Annotated in this window: 18 protein-coding genes; 11 read left to right on the forward strand and 7 right to left on the reverse strand. The window is 74.2% G+C overall.

Translation table 11 applies throughout. From position 1 onward, the window contains the following. The 3 genes from PU704_RS14485 to PU704_RS14495 form a co-directional block, all read right to left on the reverse strand. On the reverse strand, positions 1-198 hold the full coding sequence (locus PU704_RS14485) for an antitoxin (RefSeq protein ID WP_380113442.1): 198 nt from the start codon (positions 196-198) through the stop codon (positions 1-3). A gap of 196 nt (positions 199-394) precedes the next feature. Continuing rightward, positions 395-874, reverse strand: coding sequence for a nucleoside deaminase (locus PU704_RS14490; protein ID WP_277551810.1), 480 nt, complete (start codon positions 872-874; stop codon positions 395-397). 49 nt (positions 875-923) lie between these two features. Continuing rightward, on the reverse strand, positions 924-1625 hold the full coding sequence (locus PU704_RS14495; RefSeq protein WP_277551811.1) for a FadR/GntR family transcriptional regulator: 702 nt from the start codon (positions 1623-1625) through the stop codon (positions 924-926). Positions 1626-1767: 142 nt separating this feature from the next. On the opposite strand from PU704_RS14495, the gene PU704_RS14500 reads away from it, so the two are divergent. From PU704_RS14500 to PU704_RS14520, 5 genes are all read left to right on the forward strand, one after another. Next, positions 1768-3147, forward strand: a complete 1380-nt coding sequence (locus PU704_RS14500; protein WP_047803805.1) for a GntP family permease — start codon at positions 1768-1770, stop codon at positions 3145-3147. A 7-nt stretch (positions 3148-3154) separates the two neighbouring features. Further along, positions 3155-3922 (forward strand): SDR family oxidoreductase, encoded by a 768-nt coding sequence (locus tag PU704_RS14505; RefSeq protein WP_277551812.1) that lies wholly within the window; start codon positions 3155-3157, stop codon positions 3920-3922. A 64-nt stretch (positions 3923-3986) separates the two neighbouring features. Further along, a complete protein-coding gene (locus tag PU704_RS14510) occupies positions 3987-5006 on the forward strand; it encodes an L-idonate 5-dehydrogenase (protein WP_277551813.1) in 1020 nt (339 codons plus the stop codon). Further along, positions 5006-6553 carry a gluconokinase gene (locus tag PU704_RS14515; protein WP_277551814.1) on the forward strand — a complete coding sequence of 516 codons (1548 nt, stop codon included), beginning with the start codon at positions 5006-5008 and terminating at the stop codon, positions 6551-6553. Before PU704_RS14510 ends, PU704_RS14515 begins: the two co-directional genes overlap by 1 nt. Positions 6554-6713: 160 nt before the next feature. Next, complete coding sequence (locus PU704_RS14520) at positions 6714-7043, forward strand: antitoxin (protein ID WP_277551815.1); 330 nt, start codon at positions 6714-6716, stop codon at positions 7041-7043. A 230-nt stretch (positions 7044-7273) separates the two neighbouring features. Here PU704_RS14520 and PU704_RS14525 read toward each other — a convergent pair whose 3' ends face one another. The 3 genes from PU704_RS14525 to PU704_RS14535 all read right to left on the reverse strand — a co-directional run bounded on the left by PU704_RS14525 (position 7274) and on the right by PU704_RS14535 (position 9774). Continuing rightward, positions 7274-8110, reverse strand: a complete 837-nt coding sequence (locus PU704_RS14525; protein ID WP_277551816.1) for an alpha/beta fold hydrolase — start codon at positions 8108-8110, stop codon at positions 7274-7276. Positions 8111-8268: 158 nt separating this feature from the next. Beyond that, a complete protein-coding gene (locus tag PU704_RS14530; RefSeq protein WP_277551817.1) occupies positions 8269-8982 on the reverse strand; it encodes a class F sortase in 714 nt (237 codons plus the stop codon). Between the two features lie 21 nt (positions 8983-9003). Next, on the reverse strand, positions 9004-9774 hold the full coding sequence (locus tag PU704_RS14535) for a hypothetical protein (RefSeq protein ID WP_277551818.1): 771 nt from the start codon (positions 9772-9774) through the stop codon (positions 9004-9006). A 349-nt stretch (positions 9775-10123) separates the two neighbouring features. Here PU704_RS14535 and sigK point away from each other — a divergent pair, with 349 nt between their 5' ends. The 6 genes from sigK to PU704_RS14565 all read left to right on the forward strand — a co-directional run bounded on the left by sigK (position 10124) and on the right by PU704_RS14565 (position 14971). After that, positions 10124-10732 (forward strand): ECF RNA polymerase sigma factor SigK, encoded by a 609-nt coding sequence (gene sigK, locus PU704_RS14540; RefSeq protein ID WP_075871925.1) that lies wholly within the window; start codon positions 10124-10126, stop codon positions 10730-10732. Between the two features lie 5 nt (positions 10733-10737). Next, entirely contained in the window at positions 10738-11553 is an 816-nt protein-coding gene (locus PU704_RS14545) for an anti-sigma factor (protein WP_238986050.1), read from the forward strand. A gap of 25 nt (positions 11554-11578) precedes the next feature. Next, positions 11579-12268 carry a Pr6Pr family membrane protein gene (locus PU704_RS14550; protein ID WP_277551819.1) on the forward strand — a complete coding sequence of 230 codons (690 nt, stop codon included), beginning with the start codon at positions 11579-11581 and terminating at the stop codon, positions 12266-12268. A gap of 4 nt (positions 12269-12272) precedes the next feature. Further along, a complete protein-coding gene (locus PU704_RS14555) occupies positions 12273-13019 on the forward strand; it encodes an HpcH/HpaI aldolase family protein (protein ID WP_277551820.1) in 747 nt (248 codons plus the stop codon). Then, positions 13016-13930, forward strand: a complete 915-nt coding sequence (locus PU704_RS14560) for a hypothetical protein (protein WP_083665045.1) — start codon at positions 13016-13018, stop codon at positions 13928-13930. The genes PU704_RS14555 and PU704_RS14560 overlap by 4 nt, the downstream gene beginning before the upstream one ends. Before the next feature lie 90 nt (positions 13931-14020). Beyond that, positions 14021-14971, forward strand: coding sequence for a PI-PLC domain-containing protein (locus tag PU704_RS14565; RefSeq protein WP_277551821.1), 951 nt, complete (start codon positions 14021-14023; stop codon positions 14969-14971). A gap of 153 nt (positions 14972-15124) precedes the next feature. Here PU704_RS14565 and PU704_RS14570 read toward each other — a convergent pair whose 3' ends face one another. Beyond that, positions 15125-15280: a hypothetical protein gene (locus PU704_RS14570; protein ID WP_158041216.1), complete on the reverse strand. Its 156-nt coding sequence runs from the start codon at positions 15278-15280 to the stop codon at positions 15125-15127. Between the last annotated feature and the right edge of the window lie 8 nt (positions 15281-15288).

Consider the following 15288-nt stretch of genomic DNA (forward strand, 5'->3'; position numbering starts at 1 on the left):
TCAGTTCTGCTGGTCCTTCTGGTCCTGCTGGCCGGTGCAGAGGAAGTCCCCGGCCTTCTCCTGGCCCTGGTCCACCTGGCTCTCGTACTTGTTGCCGGTGCGCTCGTCCACGGCGTCGCCGCCGCGGTCGATGCCCTGCTGCACCTTGTCCGGGTGCTGCTCCGCGAAGTCCTTCGCCTTGTCCGCGAATCCTCCCATGTCCACCACGGTCGTTCCCTTCGTCGATCGGTTCCGGTGGGGGCGCGCCCGCCGGAGGGACCCTCCCATCCTGGCCTCCGGGCGGGGGCCCTGGCCACCCCGCGCCGAGATCGCGGCTCACGGCGACGCGACCGTGCCCGGTCACCGCCCCGGGCAACCTCGCGGGCAGTGGCGGGCAGCGGAGGGGGAGAGGGGGTCAGCGGGCGTGGCGGGTGGCGTGCAGGGTCCGCACCTCCGGGGCCAGGTCGGGGCACGGGCCGTCCACCGGCACGCCCGGGGCCACCTGGGCGATCGGCAGCGCCGCGACCGGGGCGGGCGGGACGCCGAGCTCCTGCAGCCACCGGACCAGCTGCGCGGAGGAGGAGGCGTGGACGATGCGGCCCAGACCCACCCAGGCGTGCGCGGCCGAGCACATGGGGCAGTGCTCGCCCGAGGTGTAGACCGTGGCCGCGGAGCGCTCTCCCGGGGCGAGGTGAGCGGCTGCCCAGCGGGCGATCTCGAACTCGGGATGCCGGGTGGCGTCACCGCCGGCCACCCGGTTGCGGTCCTCGAACAGCACCTCGCCTCGCGCCGAGACGAGCACCGAGCCGAACGGCTCGTCCCCGGCGTCGAGGGCCTCGCGGGCCAGTTCCACACAGCGTCGCAGGTGCCCGCGGTCGGTCTCGGAGATGCCCATGGGCTCAGCCTACGAGTCGTCCGGTCCGCCCGCCGGCAGGACCGGGGCGTCACCCGGTCCCGTCGGCGACCTCCTCGAGCACCTCCGTCACCACGGCCCGCGCCCGGGCCTCGGCCGTGGCGGCGTCCCCGGAGGCGACGGCGGCGGCCGTGGCCTCGTGGTCCTCGAGCGCCCCGGGAGCGGGGTCCCGGGGCATGAGCCCCAACGCGGTGCGCCCGGAGAGCACCTCGGCCACCACCCCGCCCAGGGCGGCGAGCATGGGGTTGCCGCTGGCCGCCAGCAGCAGCTCGTGGTAGGCGATGTCGATCGCCAGGTACTCCGGGTCCGTGCCGCGGTGGGCCTGGCCCAGCTCCTTGAGCCGGGCGGCCAGCTCCACGAGACGGCGGCGGGTGGACTCGTCCGCCCGCGCGGCGGCGAGCCGGGCCGCCATGGGTTCGATCGCCGCGCGCAGCTCGGTGAGGCTCAGCAGCTGGGCGTCCCGCCCGGGGCCGCCGAGCCGCCACCGGATCAGCCGGGGGTCGAACGGGTTCCAGTCCCGGGGCGGCCGCACGGTGACGCCCACGCGACGCCGCGACTCCAGCATGCCCATGGACTCGAGCACCCGCACGACCTCGCGCACGAGGGTGCGGGAGACCCCGAACTCCTCCTCGAGGCCGGCGAGTGTCAGGACCGTGCCGGGCACGCGGTCGCCCGAGGCGATGCTGCGGCCGAGCCGATCCAGCACGCCGCTGTGCTGCTCCACCCCGTGCATCCCGGCCCCGTCCCTCTCGCGGCGCCCATGACGTGCCCGCTGTTGCCAAAAGTATGATCTTTCTGTCAGCCTAGCGCGTGTCGTGGATCACGACGAGCACCCGAAAGGCCTGCGTGCAGGCCCGAGATCACGGAGACCCTCAGTGGAAGACTGGACACAAACCCTCGGAACCGCCCCCCTGCTGGGCATCGCGGCCGCCGCCATCGCGCTGATCCTGATCCTGGTGATCAAGTTCAAGCTGCACGCGTTCCTGACCCTGATCCTCGTGGCGCTGCTGACCGCGCTCGCCACGGGCATCCCGCCGGCGCTGATCGTGGACACCGCCGTGGAGGCCTTCGGCGGCACGCTCGGCTCGGTGGCCCTGCTGATCGGCCTCGGCGCCATGCTCGGCAAGCTCGTGGAGCACAGCGGCGGCGCCAGGGTGCTCGCCGACAAGCTCGTGGACATCTTCGGCGAGAAGCGGGCCCCCTTCGGCCTCGGCATCGCCTCGCTGATCATGGGCTTCCCGATCTTCTTCGACGCCGGCCTGGTGGTCATGCTGCCCATCATCTTCGCCGTCGCCCGCCGCGTGAGCGGCACCAACGTGCTGCTCTACGGCATCCCCGCCGCCGGTGCGTTCTCGGTGATGCACGTCTTCGTGCCGCCGCACCCGGGCCCCGTGGCCGCCACCGAGCTCTACGGCGCCGACCTCGGCATGGTCCTGCTGATCGGCCTGCTGCTGGCCTTCCCGCTCTGGTACGTCACCGGCTACCTGTGGGGCAAGCGCGTGGGCTCCAAGTTCATCCTGCCCGTGCCGGGCCTGTTCGGCGAGATGGACGACGACCAGCCGGCCAACCCGCCCAAGGTCGGCACCATCATCGCCCTGCTCCTGCTGCCCCTGGTGCTCATCTTCATGAACACCGGCCTGGACTTCCTCCGCGCCGCCGGCACGGTCTCCGAGGACGCCCCGTGGTACGGCGCGCTCTCCATGGTCGGCGCGTCCCCGGTGGCCCTGCTGATCTCGGTCCTCGTGGCCCTGTTCGTCCTCGGCACCCGCCGCGGCGAGCACGGCACCGCCCTGGAGAAGGTCGTCGACTCGGCCCTGGGCCCGGTGGCCTCGGTCATCCTGATCACCGGCGCCGGCGGCATGTTCGGCGGCATCCTGCGGGCCTCCGGCATCGGCGACGCCCTGGCCTCCTCCCTGGACGGCATCGGTCTGCCGGTCATCTTCGCCGCCTACCTCATCGCCGTCGTCCTGCGCCTGGCCCAGGGCTCGGCCACCGTGGCGCTCGTCACCGCCGCCGGCCTCATGGCCCCGGCCGTGGCCGCGGGCGGCTTCAACGCCGTGGAGGTCGCGGCCGTCGTCCTGGCCACCGCCGCCGGGTCGGTCTTCGCCGGCCACGTCAACGACTCCGGCTTCTGGCTCGTCGGCCGGCTCATGGGCATGGACGTCAAGACCACGCTGCGCACGTGGACCGTCCAGCAGGCCCTGCAGTCCGTGGTGGGCTTCGCCATCGTGCTCGTCATCTTCTACATCGCCTGAGGTGGACATGAACAGCGTCTTCGACATCACCGGCCGGCTCGCCCTCGTCACCGGGTCCTCCCGGGGGCTGGGGCGGGCCCTGGCCGCGGGCCTCGCCGAGGCGGGCGCCCGCGTGGTCCTGCACGGGCGCGACGGCGAGGCCCTCGTCCGGGTGCGCGACGAGATCGCCGGCCGCACGGGCACGGCACCGGCCACGGCCGCCTTCGACCTCACCGACGCCGATGCGGTGCGCTCGGGGATCGAGGCGGTGGTGGCCGAGCACGGGGTGCCGGACATCCTGGTGAACAACGCCGGGATCCAGCGCCGCGCCCCGTTCGCCGAGTTCACCGCCCAGGACTGGGAGGACATCGTCGCGGCGAACCTCTCCAGCGCCTTCCACGTCTCCCGCGCCGTGGTCCCCGGGATGCAGGAGCGGGGCTCCGGCAAGATCGTCAACATCGCCTCGGTGCAGTCCGTGCTCGCCCGGCAGACCATCGCCCCGTACTCGGCCACCAAGGGCGGGGTGGTCATGCTCACCAAGGGGATGGCCGCCGACCTGGCCCGCTACAACATCCAGGTCAACGCGATCTCCCCCGGCTACTTCGCCACGGAGATGAACCAGGCCCTCATCGAGGACGAGGCGTTCAACGCGTGGGTGGTCGACCGCACCCCGGCCCAGCGCTGGGGGCGCGTCGAGGAGCTCGTGGGCACGCTGATCTACCTGTGCTCGGACGCCTCCAGCTTCGTGTCCGGGCACAACGTCCTGGTCGACGGCGGCATGACCTCCGTCGTCTGATCCGAAACCGCCACTCACCGATCCGGACGTCCCAGCTGATCCGGGCGTCCCAGGAAGAGAACCCATGAGAGCCATCGTCATCCACGGCAAGCAGGACCTGCGCGTCGAGGAGCAGCCCATTCCGGAACCGGCCGCGGGGCAGCTCCGGCTCCGGATCGCCTACGGCGGGGTGTGCGGGTCCGACCTGCACTACTGGGCCGAGGGCGCCAACGGGGAGTACGTGGTCCGGGAGCCGCTCGTGCCCGGCCACGAGGTCTCCGGGACGGTGGACCTCGACCCCGCGGGCGAGCTCGCACCGGGCACCCCGGTGACGGTGCACCCGGCCACGTTCGGCACCCCCGAGCCGGGGATCGAGGACCGGCGCCACCTGTGGCCGGGCGGGGCCTACCTGGGCAGCGCCGCCACCCGGCCGCACACGCAGGGCGGGATGAGCGAGTACCTGCTGGTGCGCCCGGACATGGTGCGGGTGCTCCCGGAGGGCCTCCCGCTGCGCCGGGCCGCGCTGGCCGAGCCGCTGGCCGTGGCGCTGCACGGGCTGACCGTGGCCGGGGACGTGGCCGGCCGGCGGGTGCTCGTCTCCGGGTCCGGGCCGATCGGGCTGCTCGCGGCGGCCGGGGCCCTGGCCCGCGGCGCGGCGGAGGTCGTGGCCACCGACGTCCTCGAGGGCCCGCTGGAGCGGGCCCGGGCCCTGGGTGTGCACGGCACGGTCCGGATCGGGGCGGACCGGCTCCCGGCCGAGGCCTTCGACGTGGTGCTGGAGTGCTCGGGAGTGCCCGCGGCCGTGAGCCCCGCGCTGGCGGCGGCGCGACGGGGGGCCGTGGTGGTCCAGGTGGGGATGGTGCCGAACGAGGCCAGGCCCGTGAACCTGGCCCCGCTGGTGTCAAAGGAACTCCAGCTGCGCGGCTCGTTCCGCTTCGACGACGAGATCGACGAGGCGATCGAGCTGCTCGCCGCCCACCCCGGGATCGAAGGCGTCGTCACGCACGAGATCCCGGCCGAGCGGGCCCTGGAGGCCTTCTCCGCGGCCCGGGACTCCGCGGCCTCCGGCAAGGTGCTCGTCTCCTTCGGCCAGCAGACCCGCTGATGACCGGGCCGCACGGAGATCCCACCGCCGGCACCGTGGTGCTCGGGGTGGACATCGGCACCACGAGCACCAAGACCGTGGCGTTCGCGGTGGGCGGCGAGCAGCTCGCCTCCGCCTCGGCGGGCTATCCGCTGGAGGAGCCGCACGGCGGCCACGCCGTGCAGGACCCGCAGCTGATCCTCCGCGCCGTCCTGGACACGGTGCGCGCCGTGGTCGAGGAGGTCGGGGCCGAGCGCGTGGCCGGACTGTCCTTCAGCTCCGCGATGCACGGCCTGCTCGGGCTCTCGCCCGAGGGGGAGCCCCTCACCCCGCTCGTCACCTGGGCCGACACCCGGGCCAGTGCGCAGGCGGAGCGGCTGCGCGCCGCCGTGGGCGGACTCGCGCTGCACCGGCGCACGGGCACCCCCGTGCACCCGATGTCACCGCTGGCCAAGCTCGTGTGGTTCCACGAGCAGGAGCCCAAGCTGTGCGAGCGGGTCGCCTTCTGGGCCGGCATCAAGGAGTTCGTGCTGCTGCGGCTGTGCAACGCCCTCGTGGTGGACCACTCGGTGGCCTCCGCCACGGGGCTGATGAACATCCACGAACTGACCTGGGACGACGAGGCCCTGGCCCTGGCCGGGATCCTGCCCGAGCAGCTGCCGGAGCTGGTGCCCACCACCACCGTCCTGCCCGGGCTCACGGAGGCGACCGCCCGGGCCACCGGCCTGCCCGAGAGCACGCCGGTGGTGGTCGGCGCCAGCGACGGGCCCCTCGCGAACCTGGGGCTGGGGGCGGTGCGGCCCGGGGTGGCCGCCTGCTCGATCGGCACGAGCGGCGCGCTGCGCGTCGTCGTCGACCGTCCTGTGGTGGACCCGCTGGGCCGGGTGTTCTGCTACGCCCTGACCCCCGGCCGCTGGGTGGTGGGCGGGGCCATCAACAACGGGGGCGTGGTCCTGGGCTGGGCGGGCGACGCGCTCGCCCCGGACCTCGGTGAGGACTCCCAGGAGGCCCTGTGCGCGCTGGCCGAGAGCGTCCCCGCCGGCTCCGGCGGGCTGCTCATGCTGCCCTATCTGCTGAGCGAGCGCGCCCCGCACTGGAGCTCCCTGCCCCGGGGCGCCTACGTGGGGCTCACGCGTGCGCACGGGCGGGCGCACCTGGTGCGCGCGGCCCTGGAGGGGGTGTGCCAGCAGCTGGGCCTGGTCCTGCAGTCGATGCGCTCGGCAGGCCTGGGGGTGGAGCAGATCCGGGCGACGGGCGGGTTCGCGCGCAGCTCCCTGTGGCGGCAGATGCTCGCCGACGTGCTGGGCACGGACATCTCCTTCGCGTCCGGGCACGAGGGCTCCGGGTTCGGCGCGGCGCTGCTCGGGATGCAGGCGCTGGGGCTCATCGAGTCGATCGACGTGGCCGCTGACCTCGTCGAGGTGGACTCCACCCTGCGCCCCGACCCGGCCGACGCCGCGGTCTACGCGTCCCTGCAGCCGGTCTTCGAGCAGCTGTACGAGGCGCTCGTCCCCACCTTCACGTCCTTGCGGCGCCTGGCCCCCGCCCTGCCGCTGGAGCGGGACTGACCGCCGCCCCGGCCCGAGTATGCCTTCGGGAGCATATTCAGTGCCGGGGCCGGCGGGGCGGGCCACAGGTGCTGGCCAGCGCGGCGACAGCTCTGCATGATGGAGTCGTGACAGCACCGCGGCGGACTCGCGGCGGTGACCGCTCTCGGAAGGAGACGTCATGGTGAACCTCAAGGGGCTCACGGCGAAGGCCAAGCAGCTCGCGCAGCGCAACCCGGACAAGGTGAACAAGGTCCTGGACCAGGCCGGGAACTTCGTGGACAAGCGCACCGGACGGAAGTACGAGCGGCACGTGGACTCGGTCCAGCAGAAGGCCCGGGACTACCTCGGCGGACACCGGGGCGCCGGGGGGACCGCGCCGGACGACCGGTCCCCGGGCGCCGGGCCGGGCGGAACGGACCGGCTCGGCGGGACGGACCGGCCCGGCGGCACGGACCGGCCCGGTGAGGGTCCGGGGGGAGTCCGCCCGGACCGCGACCCCCGCGGCTGAGCGGTCGGCACCGCCGCAGCACGTGCCTGATCGGCCCCCGGCCGGGGGCCGATCAGGCACGAACGACGGCCCCGGTCCGCCGGGAGAGGCGGGCCGGGGCCGTGGGACCACCCGCGCAGGGGACGCCGATGGTCCGGGAGAACGCGGGGGGATGTTCTCGTGACGTTACGTTACACATTCGTTATCGATCGCACCAGCGGGCGCCCCCGGCCGATCCGGGGCCGGGCCGGTCAGTCGGCGAGGAAGTCCAGCAGCGCCTCGTTCACCTCGGGAGCGTGCGTCCAGAGCATGCCGTGCGGGGCGCCCTCGATCTCGACGTAGCGCGCCTCCGGCAGCGCCTTGGTGAACTGCCGGCCGGTGGCGTCGATCGGCAGGATGTTGTCCGCGGTGCCGTGCACGATCAGGACCGGGACGTCGATCCGGGGGATGTCGGCGCGGAAGTCGGTCAGCCAGGTCGGCTGCGCGGCCACGGAGGCCACGGCGCCCGAGCGGAACGCGATGTTCTTGCTGGCGTCCACGATCTCCTGGCTGAGCCGGTCCGTGCCGAGGAAGGTGTCGGCGTTGTAGAAGTTGCCGAAGAACTCCGTGAAGAACGCGTACCGGTCCGCGGCCACGGCGGCGGCGAGGCCGTCGAAGACCTCCTGCGGCACGCCGGTGGGGTTGTCGTCCGTCTGCAGCAGGTAGGGCTCCAGCGAGCCGAGGAAGACCGCCTTGGCCACCCGGGAGGAACCGTAGGTGCCGAGGTAGCGCGCCACCTCGCCGGTGCCCATCGAGAAGCCCACGAGGACGGCGTCCTGCAGGTCGAGGTGGGTCAGCACGGCGTTCAGGTCCGCGGCGAAGGTGTCGTAGTCGTAGCCGGTGGTGGGCTTGCTGGAGCTGCCGAAGCCGCGCCGGTCGTAGGTGATCACGCGGTGGCCGGCCTCGAGCAGGGCCACGGTCTGCTTCTCCCAGGACGACCCGTCCAGCGGATAGCCGTGGATCAGCACCACGGGCTGCCCGCTGCCGTGGTCCTCGTAGTACAGCTCGATGTCGGTGCTGTTCTCGGTGCCGACGCTGATGTACCCCATGGAGGTTCTTCCTCTCGGTCGTTCGCACTGCGCGTGAGAACGGTCGTTCTCACCGGTCCGAGTCTAGGGAACGACCGTCCTCGAACGCAGGCACCGGGCGTGGGAGGACGGGGCCCGCGCGCGGTCCAGGACCGCGTCGTCGTGCTCGTCGAGGCGGCTCAGGACACCAGGGACGCGTAGACGACGTAGTTGTCGTCGAACTCACCGGTGGCCGGGTCGTAGCCGTCACAGGTGATCAGCCGCAGCTCGGCGTCCGCCGTGTTGCCGTAGACCTCCAGGGTGGGGAAGTCGTCCTTGCCGTACTGCTCCCCGCGGTCGACGGCGAAGACCGCGGTGCTCCCGTCCTCCCGGGCGACCTCGATCCGGTCCCCGGGAGCGAGCTGCCGCAGGTCCGCGAAGACCCCGGGGCCGCCGCCGGTGGCGTTGACGTGGCCCAGCAGCACGGCCGGACCGCGCTCGCCGGGGGTGGGGGAGCCGGTGTACCAGCTCGCCGGGGACCCGGGGCCCTCGGGCGGGACCTCCAGGGACCCGTCCTCCCGCAGACCCAGGTGCAGCAGCTCGGATCGGGTGCCCGTGGACGGCACGGTCAGGGAGACGGGCTCGGAGGCGTCGAGGACCGCGGGGCGGCCCTCGGGGGCGGCGGTCGGCGTCGCGCGTGCGGCCGGCGGTGTTCCCGTGGGCGACGGCGCCGCCGTGGACGACGACGTGGGGGAGGGCGTGCCGGTGGCGCTGCTCGAGGCCGCCGGGGACGTGCTGCCGGAGGCGGCCGGGGGGCCGTCACCGGATCCGGCGGCGCAGCCGGTGGCGAGCAGGACGGCGGTCGCCGCGGAGGCCAGCAGGCCCCCGCGGCGACCGGTGGTCGATCCCGTCATGACAGGAACCGTCCCGTGGGATCAGGCCCGGGCAGCGCGCCGGCGCAGCGCCCAGGCGCCGCCGGCCACGGCCGCCAGGAGGCCGCCGCCCAGCGCCGCGGTCTCGGTGCCGGAGCCGGTCTCCTGGGTCACGCCGGTGTCGGCGCCGCCCTCGGGCATCGCGCCCATCTGGGAGGCGGTCAGCGTGCCGCAGGCCGCCGGGAGAGTGGCGGCCAGGGGCAGCTCCTCGTTCAGCGAGCTCATCTTCTCGGCGGCGGCGGCCGGCATCTTGGCCGGGTCCACACCGTGGACGACGACGACCGCGGTGCCGTTCTGCAGGGACTCGGCGGTGGCCGCGTCCAGCTCGAAGGTCCGCTCGTAGGTGTAGGCGGACCCGCCGGGGAAGCGCTCCACGGCCAGGGCCGAGTCGGCGCTGGTGTCGCCCTCGGTGGTCAGGGACGTGCCGATCATCCCGTAGAACGGGTGACCCTCCGGGGTGGAGACCACGCCGTCGCCGTCGGTGTCCGCGGTGGGGGGCGGGCACACGCCCTGGGCGGCGATGTGGATGTGCTGGGCGTGCGGGAACGGCCCGTCCATGAAGGTCTCGGCCGCACCGGTGACGTTCATCGTGACGGTGGCCTCGGTGCCGTGGACGTCGACCATGACGTCGCCGGTGGTGCCGGAGTTGTTCAGGGTGTTCAGGGTCGCCTGGGAGGACCACGTGTCCTCCGCGTGGGCGGAGGCGGGGGCGGCGGCAAGGGTGAGGGCGCCGAGGGCCAGGGTGGGGACTGCGAGGAACGTGGACTTGCGCATCAGTTTCTCCTGTGTCGTACCGGGGGTCGTGCCGTGTGCGCACATTCGGTGTGTGCACAGGGGGTTCGGCGCCGGGGCGGCCCCGGATGGGTGCCGCCGCAAAGTTTTTTTCGGCCTCCTGGATCGGCGCCCCGGAACCGGGTGCCGGACCGGGGTCCTGGACCGGCCCCGGAACCGTCCGGACGCGCCGCGGACCCATCCGCGGGGCGTCCGGTGACGAACACCCGGCATGGAAGGACAGCGTGTGTCGACAGTGCGGCACCGGTCGGATGTGGCAGTCTGCGGTACAGGACTGTCCTCGCCCGGGTGGCGGGCGAGGCGTTGCCCCCCGAGTGAACAGCGAGATCGCGTGAGTGAAGGATCGACCGGCCGCGGCTGCGGCGCGGGGACCCAGTCCCGTTCCTCCAGCGGGACCGACGACCTGGCCGACCTGCTGCGGCGCAGCGCCGCCGGGGACGAGGCCGCCTTCGCCCAGCTGTACGACGCCACGTGCACGAAGCTGTTCGGGCTCGTGGTGCGGCTGACCCGCTCCCCGGAGCTGGCCGCCGAGGTGGTCCAGGAGGTCTACCTGATGGCCTGGCAGCAGGCGGAGCGCTTCGATCCGCGGCGCGGCACCGTGCTGGCCTGGCTGTGCACCATGGCCCACCGGCGCGCGGTGGACCGGATCCGGCAGAGCCAGCGGGAACGCGTCCGGGACGAGCAGTACGAGCTCCGCCAGGCGGGCCCGCCCTCCGACGAGACCTGGGGCGAGGTCGAGCAGTCCTTGGACACCGAGGAGGTCCGCACGGGGCTGGGATCCCTGAGCGAGCTCCAGCGCGAGGCCGTCTGCCTGGTGTACTACCGGGGCTACAGCCACCGACAGGTCGCCGAGCACCTGGCCGTCCCACTGGGCACGGCGAAAGCACGGATCAGGGACGGGCTCAACAATCTACGCTCAGCATTGGGGGTGCAGCGGTGAACGACATGCAGGGGGACGACCGGTCCGACGACGTCCACGGGGACGCGGCACTCTACGCCGTGGACGCCCTCGAGCCCGAGGAGCGTGCCGCGTTCGAGGACCACCTCCGGGGCTGCGCGGCGTGCCGCGCCGAGGTGGACTCGTTCGGAGAGGTCGGCGCTGCCCTGGCCTCGGCGGTGGCCCAGGAGCCGCCGCCGGCCCTGCGCGCGAACGTCCTCGCCGCCATCCACGGGACCCGGTCCGGGGCACCCGCCGGGACGCCGGCCACGTCGCCCGCCGAGCCGCCGAGCGCTGCCTCCTCCGGGAGCTCGGCGGGCCCGGGGTCCGGCGCGGACGTCGTCTCCCTGGCGGAGCGCCGGCGGCAGCGGCGGCAGCGGCTGGCCGTCGCGGCGGCGGCCGCGGTGCTCCTGCCGGGTGCCGCCCTGGGCGGCTGGGCGATCGGGACGCAGACGGAGCAGCGCGAGCAGCAGCAGCTCGCCGCGCAGGAACAGGACCGGCAGGCCCGCCTGCTGGCCGCCGCGGACGTGGCGACCCACCGGCTGGAGGTCGACGGGAGCGCCGCCACCCTCGTGGTCTCCGAGCAGGAGGACGCGGCCATGCTCGTGGCTGCCGACCTCCCGGACCCGGAGGAGGGGCGCGAGTACCAGCTGTGGCTGATGCAGGACGGCTCCCCGGTGCCGGACGCGCACTTCGGCGGCGGGCAGGTGCAGGTGTGGCTGAAGGGGGACGTCGACCGTGCCGGCGCGGTGGCCATGACGGTTGAGCCCGCCGGCGGATCCGAGACGCCCACCACGCCGGTGCTGGCCGCCGTGGAGGTCTGACCGGGCACGGAGGAGGGGACCGGGCATGAGGCGGCTGTTCGCCGTGACCCGTGCGGCCGCGGCCGCGGCAATGGTCGCGGCCGTGCTCGGACAGTTCCGGGTCAGCCTGCAGTTCTGGGTCGACCGCGGTGACCGCCACATCGCGGTGGACGTGGCGAACTTCTTCAGCTACTTCACGATCCAGAGCAGCCTGCTGCTCGCCGTGGTCCTGGCCGTCGGGGCGGGACTGCTGCTGCGCGGTCCCGGCGCCGAGCCGGGAGCGTTCAGCGCCCTGCGCGCGGCGGCCACCACGTACACGGTCGTCACGGGGCTGGTCTACAACGTGCTGCTGCGCGGCATCCCGCTCCCGGCCGGCCTGGAGCAGCAGTGGTCCAACGAGGTCCTGCACCTCATCGCGCCCGTCTACGTGCTCCTGGACTGGCTGCTCGCGCCCGGTCGGCGCCCGGTGCGGTGGCGGGTCGTCGGCTGGACGGCCGTCTACCCGGTGCTGTGGGTGGTCTACACCCTCGTGCGGGCGCCCCGGGTGCTCGACGAGGCCACCGGCGCGCCCTACTGGTATCCCTATCCGTTCCTCGACCCCTACGCCACCGCCGGCGGGTACTCCGCCGTGGCGGTCTGGGTCGCGGTGCTCGCCGGGCTGGTCACGGTCGTCGCCGGCGGCGTCGTCGCAATCTCGCGGCGAGGTCGTGCCCCCGTCCGCCCCCTGCCATCATGAGGCCATGACCGACGCAGACCTTCCCGCGGACGCGGTGCGCACCGGTGTGTGGGCCACGCTCGGCGACGCCCGCACCACGCTCGCGCTCGAGCGCGCCGGCTTCGACTGGGTCGGCGTCGACGCCCAGCACGGACACTTCGACGACGCCGCCCTCCGCGGCCTCTTCGCCCTGCGGCACGAGGCGGCGGCGCCGGTGCTGGTCCGGGTCGCCGCGAACGACCCCACGGCGATCGGCCGGGCCCTCGACGCCGGGGCGGACGGCGTGATCGTCCCCCTGGTCCAGAGCGCCGGGCAGGCCGAGGCTGCCGTGGCCGCGGCGCACTACCCGCCACGGGGCGCCCGCAGCTGGGGTCCCCTGCCCGGGAGCCGGGACTCCACCGGGGGCGCGGCGTCGATGCCGCGCCCCCGGTGCGCGGTGATGGTCGAGACCGCCCCGGCAGTGGCCGCGGTCGAGGAGATCGCGGCCACCCCGGACCTGGACATGGTCTTCGTGGGGCCCTTCGACCTCTCCCTCGCGCTGGGCCGGGACGTCGACGACCTGCTCGCGGACACGGCGGAGGACGCGCCCCTGCCGGTGATCGTGCGCGCGTGCCGGGCGGCCGGTGTGCTGCCGGGGGCGTTCGCGGGGTCCCCGGAGCGGGCGGCCGCGCTGCGCGCGCAGGGCTTCTCCTGGATCGCGGTGACGACCGACTCGGGTGTCCTGCACCTGGGCAGCGCGGCGGCGCGCGCCGGGCTGACGCCCCCGGCATGAGCTCCCGGTCGGCCGGACGGCGGTCCCACCCCCTGCGGTGGGTGCTGTCCCGTGCGCTGGTCCGCAGCTGGCTGCACTCGTTCCGGACCAGCCGCAGCGCGCTGTACTTCCGGGCGCGCAACCGCTTCGTGGGGACGCCCGTGCGGGGGGACGCCCCCGTCGTCGTCAGCCTCACCTCCTACGGGAGCCGGATCCGCACGGTGCACCTGGCCGTCGAGTCGATGGCGCACGGGACGGTCCGCCCGCGGCGGCTGATCCTGTGGCTGGAGGACCCCGCCGTGGTGGCCGATCCCCCCGCGCCGCTGGCCCGGCTGGTGCGCCGCGGCCTCGAGATCCGCGCCACCGAGGACTGGGGCCCGCACAAGAAGTACTACCCCTACGTGCGGTCCGAGGCCCGGCACGAGCTGCCCCTGGTGATCGCCGACGACGACGTCCTCTACGGCGGGACGTGGCTGGAGGAGCTGCTCGCCGTCCACGAGCGGCACCCCGGCGACGTGGTGGCGCACCGGGCGCACCGCATGCGCGTGCAGGCGGGACGGATCCAGCCCTACGCCACCTGGGTGCCCGGCGCCCCCGCGGGAGCCTCGTTGCTGACCTTCGCCACGGGCACCTCCGGTGTGCTCTACCCGCCGCGCCTGCTCGACGCCCTGCGCGAGGCCGGGAGCGGGTTCACGGCGTGCGCGCCCCGGGCCGACGACGTGTGGCTGCACGCCGTCGCCCTGCGCCAGGGCGTGGGCACCCGGCCGGTTCACGACGGCCGGACCACGTACCGGCCCATTCCCCGGCTCGTCATCCGAGGTCTCAAGACGGCCAATGTGCTCCGCGGAGGCAACGACATGCAGATCGAGGCGACGTATTCGCCCTCGGACGTGGAAGAGTTGGAGCGTGCACGGGCGGCCGAGGGCCCCTGAGCACTCGGACGGGCGGTTCCCCCCAGCTTCCCGTCCCTCCGGCCGTCCCCCACGGCCACCGACTGCGCTCCCATCCCCCCAGGAGTATCCATGCCGAACGACCCCCACCGACCGGACCCGCTGGACTGCAGCTCCGCAGGGACCGCCTCCCGAGCAGCACAGCACTCGATCTTCTTCGACTCGCCGGCCGAGCTGGCGGCCTACACGCGGCACGACCGCCTGACGGCCACCGGGCCCCTCCTGCTCGCCCGCCGCGGCGGCTACCACCCCGACGGCCCGTGGCCGTGCTCCGCTCTCGAGTCGGCCCAGAACGTCCTGGCCACCCGGCCGCGGACGATGATCGAGATCGATCTGCGCAGCACCGTGGACGGCCGGTGCGTCGTCCTGCACGAGCCCGTCATGGGGCACGGGAGCACCGGCGTCGGGCCGGTGAGCGAGCAGTCCGCCGACTACGTGCTGAGCCAGCACCTGGTGGACAACTACGGTGAGGTCACCCGCTGCCCCGTGCGGGAGGCCGGCGAGTTCCTCACCTGGGCCGTGCTGGCCGGGGCGGTCCTGTGGCTGGAGGTGCACCACGTGGCGCCCGAGGTCGTCGTCGAGCTCGTCCGCACCCACCGTGCGGAGAGCCATGTGGTGGTGGGGGTGCAGGGGCTGACGCAGCTGGCCGTCTACCGCCGGATCGCCCCGGACCTCGTCTACTTCGTGCCCACCCACCCGGATGGGCTCGCCACGGCCGAGGATGTCCGGCGCGAGGTGCCCGACATCGGGCGGGTCATCGGCTTCGCCGGCCACTACGTCCCGGACATGGAGACGAGCCTGCGGATGCGCGGCTGGGACGTGCCCATGCGCCTGGAGCTGCACCGCTACGACGAGAACCTGCCCGCCGACGCCCTGGACCCGCACTACTACCGCCGCGCGGTGGAGACGGGCTTCGGCATCCTCTCCACCTGCCACTACCGCGAGGCGTCCGACCTCCTCGGCCTGCCGGGGTGGGCGCCGACGTCCGGGAGCCGGCACGGCCGGGGGCTGAGCCGGCACTGAGGTCCGCGCCCGGAGCCGGGCCGGGCACCGCGGACGCCGGGGGCTCCCGGCCGGGCGGGGCCCAGGAGCTCGCGCCGGGCACGAGGGAAACGCCCCGTCACGGCGGCGCCGGGCGCCCCGGGATCGGGACGCCCGGCGCCGGGGGCTCGGGTCTCAGTCGTCGCCGGGGGCGTCCTCCGGCGCGTCGCCCTCGGCCTGGGAGGGCTTGTTGCCGGCCGGGTCGACGGCCGACTCCACGTCCTGGTCCTCGGGAACGTCCCCCTCGGCCTGGGACGGCTTGTTCTCGGCGGGGTCAGGGGTCTGCGTCATGACGGTCC

Origin of the sequence: Kocuria oceani (assembly GCF_029524215.1) — a bacterium.
In the GTDB taxonomy this organism is placed as follows: domain Bacteria; phylum Actinomycetota; class Actinomycetes; order Actinomycetales; family Micrococcaceae; genus Kocuria; species Kocuria oceani.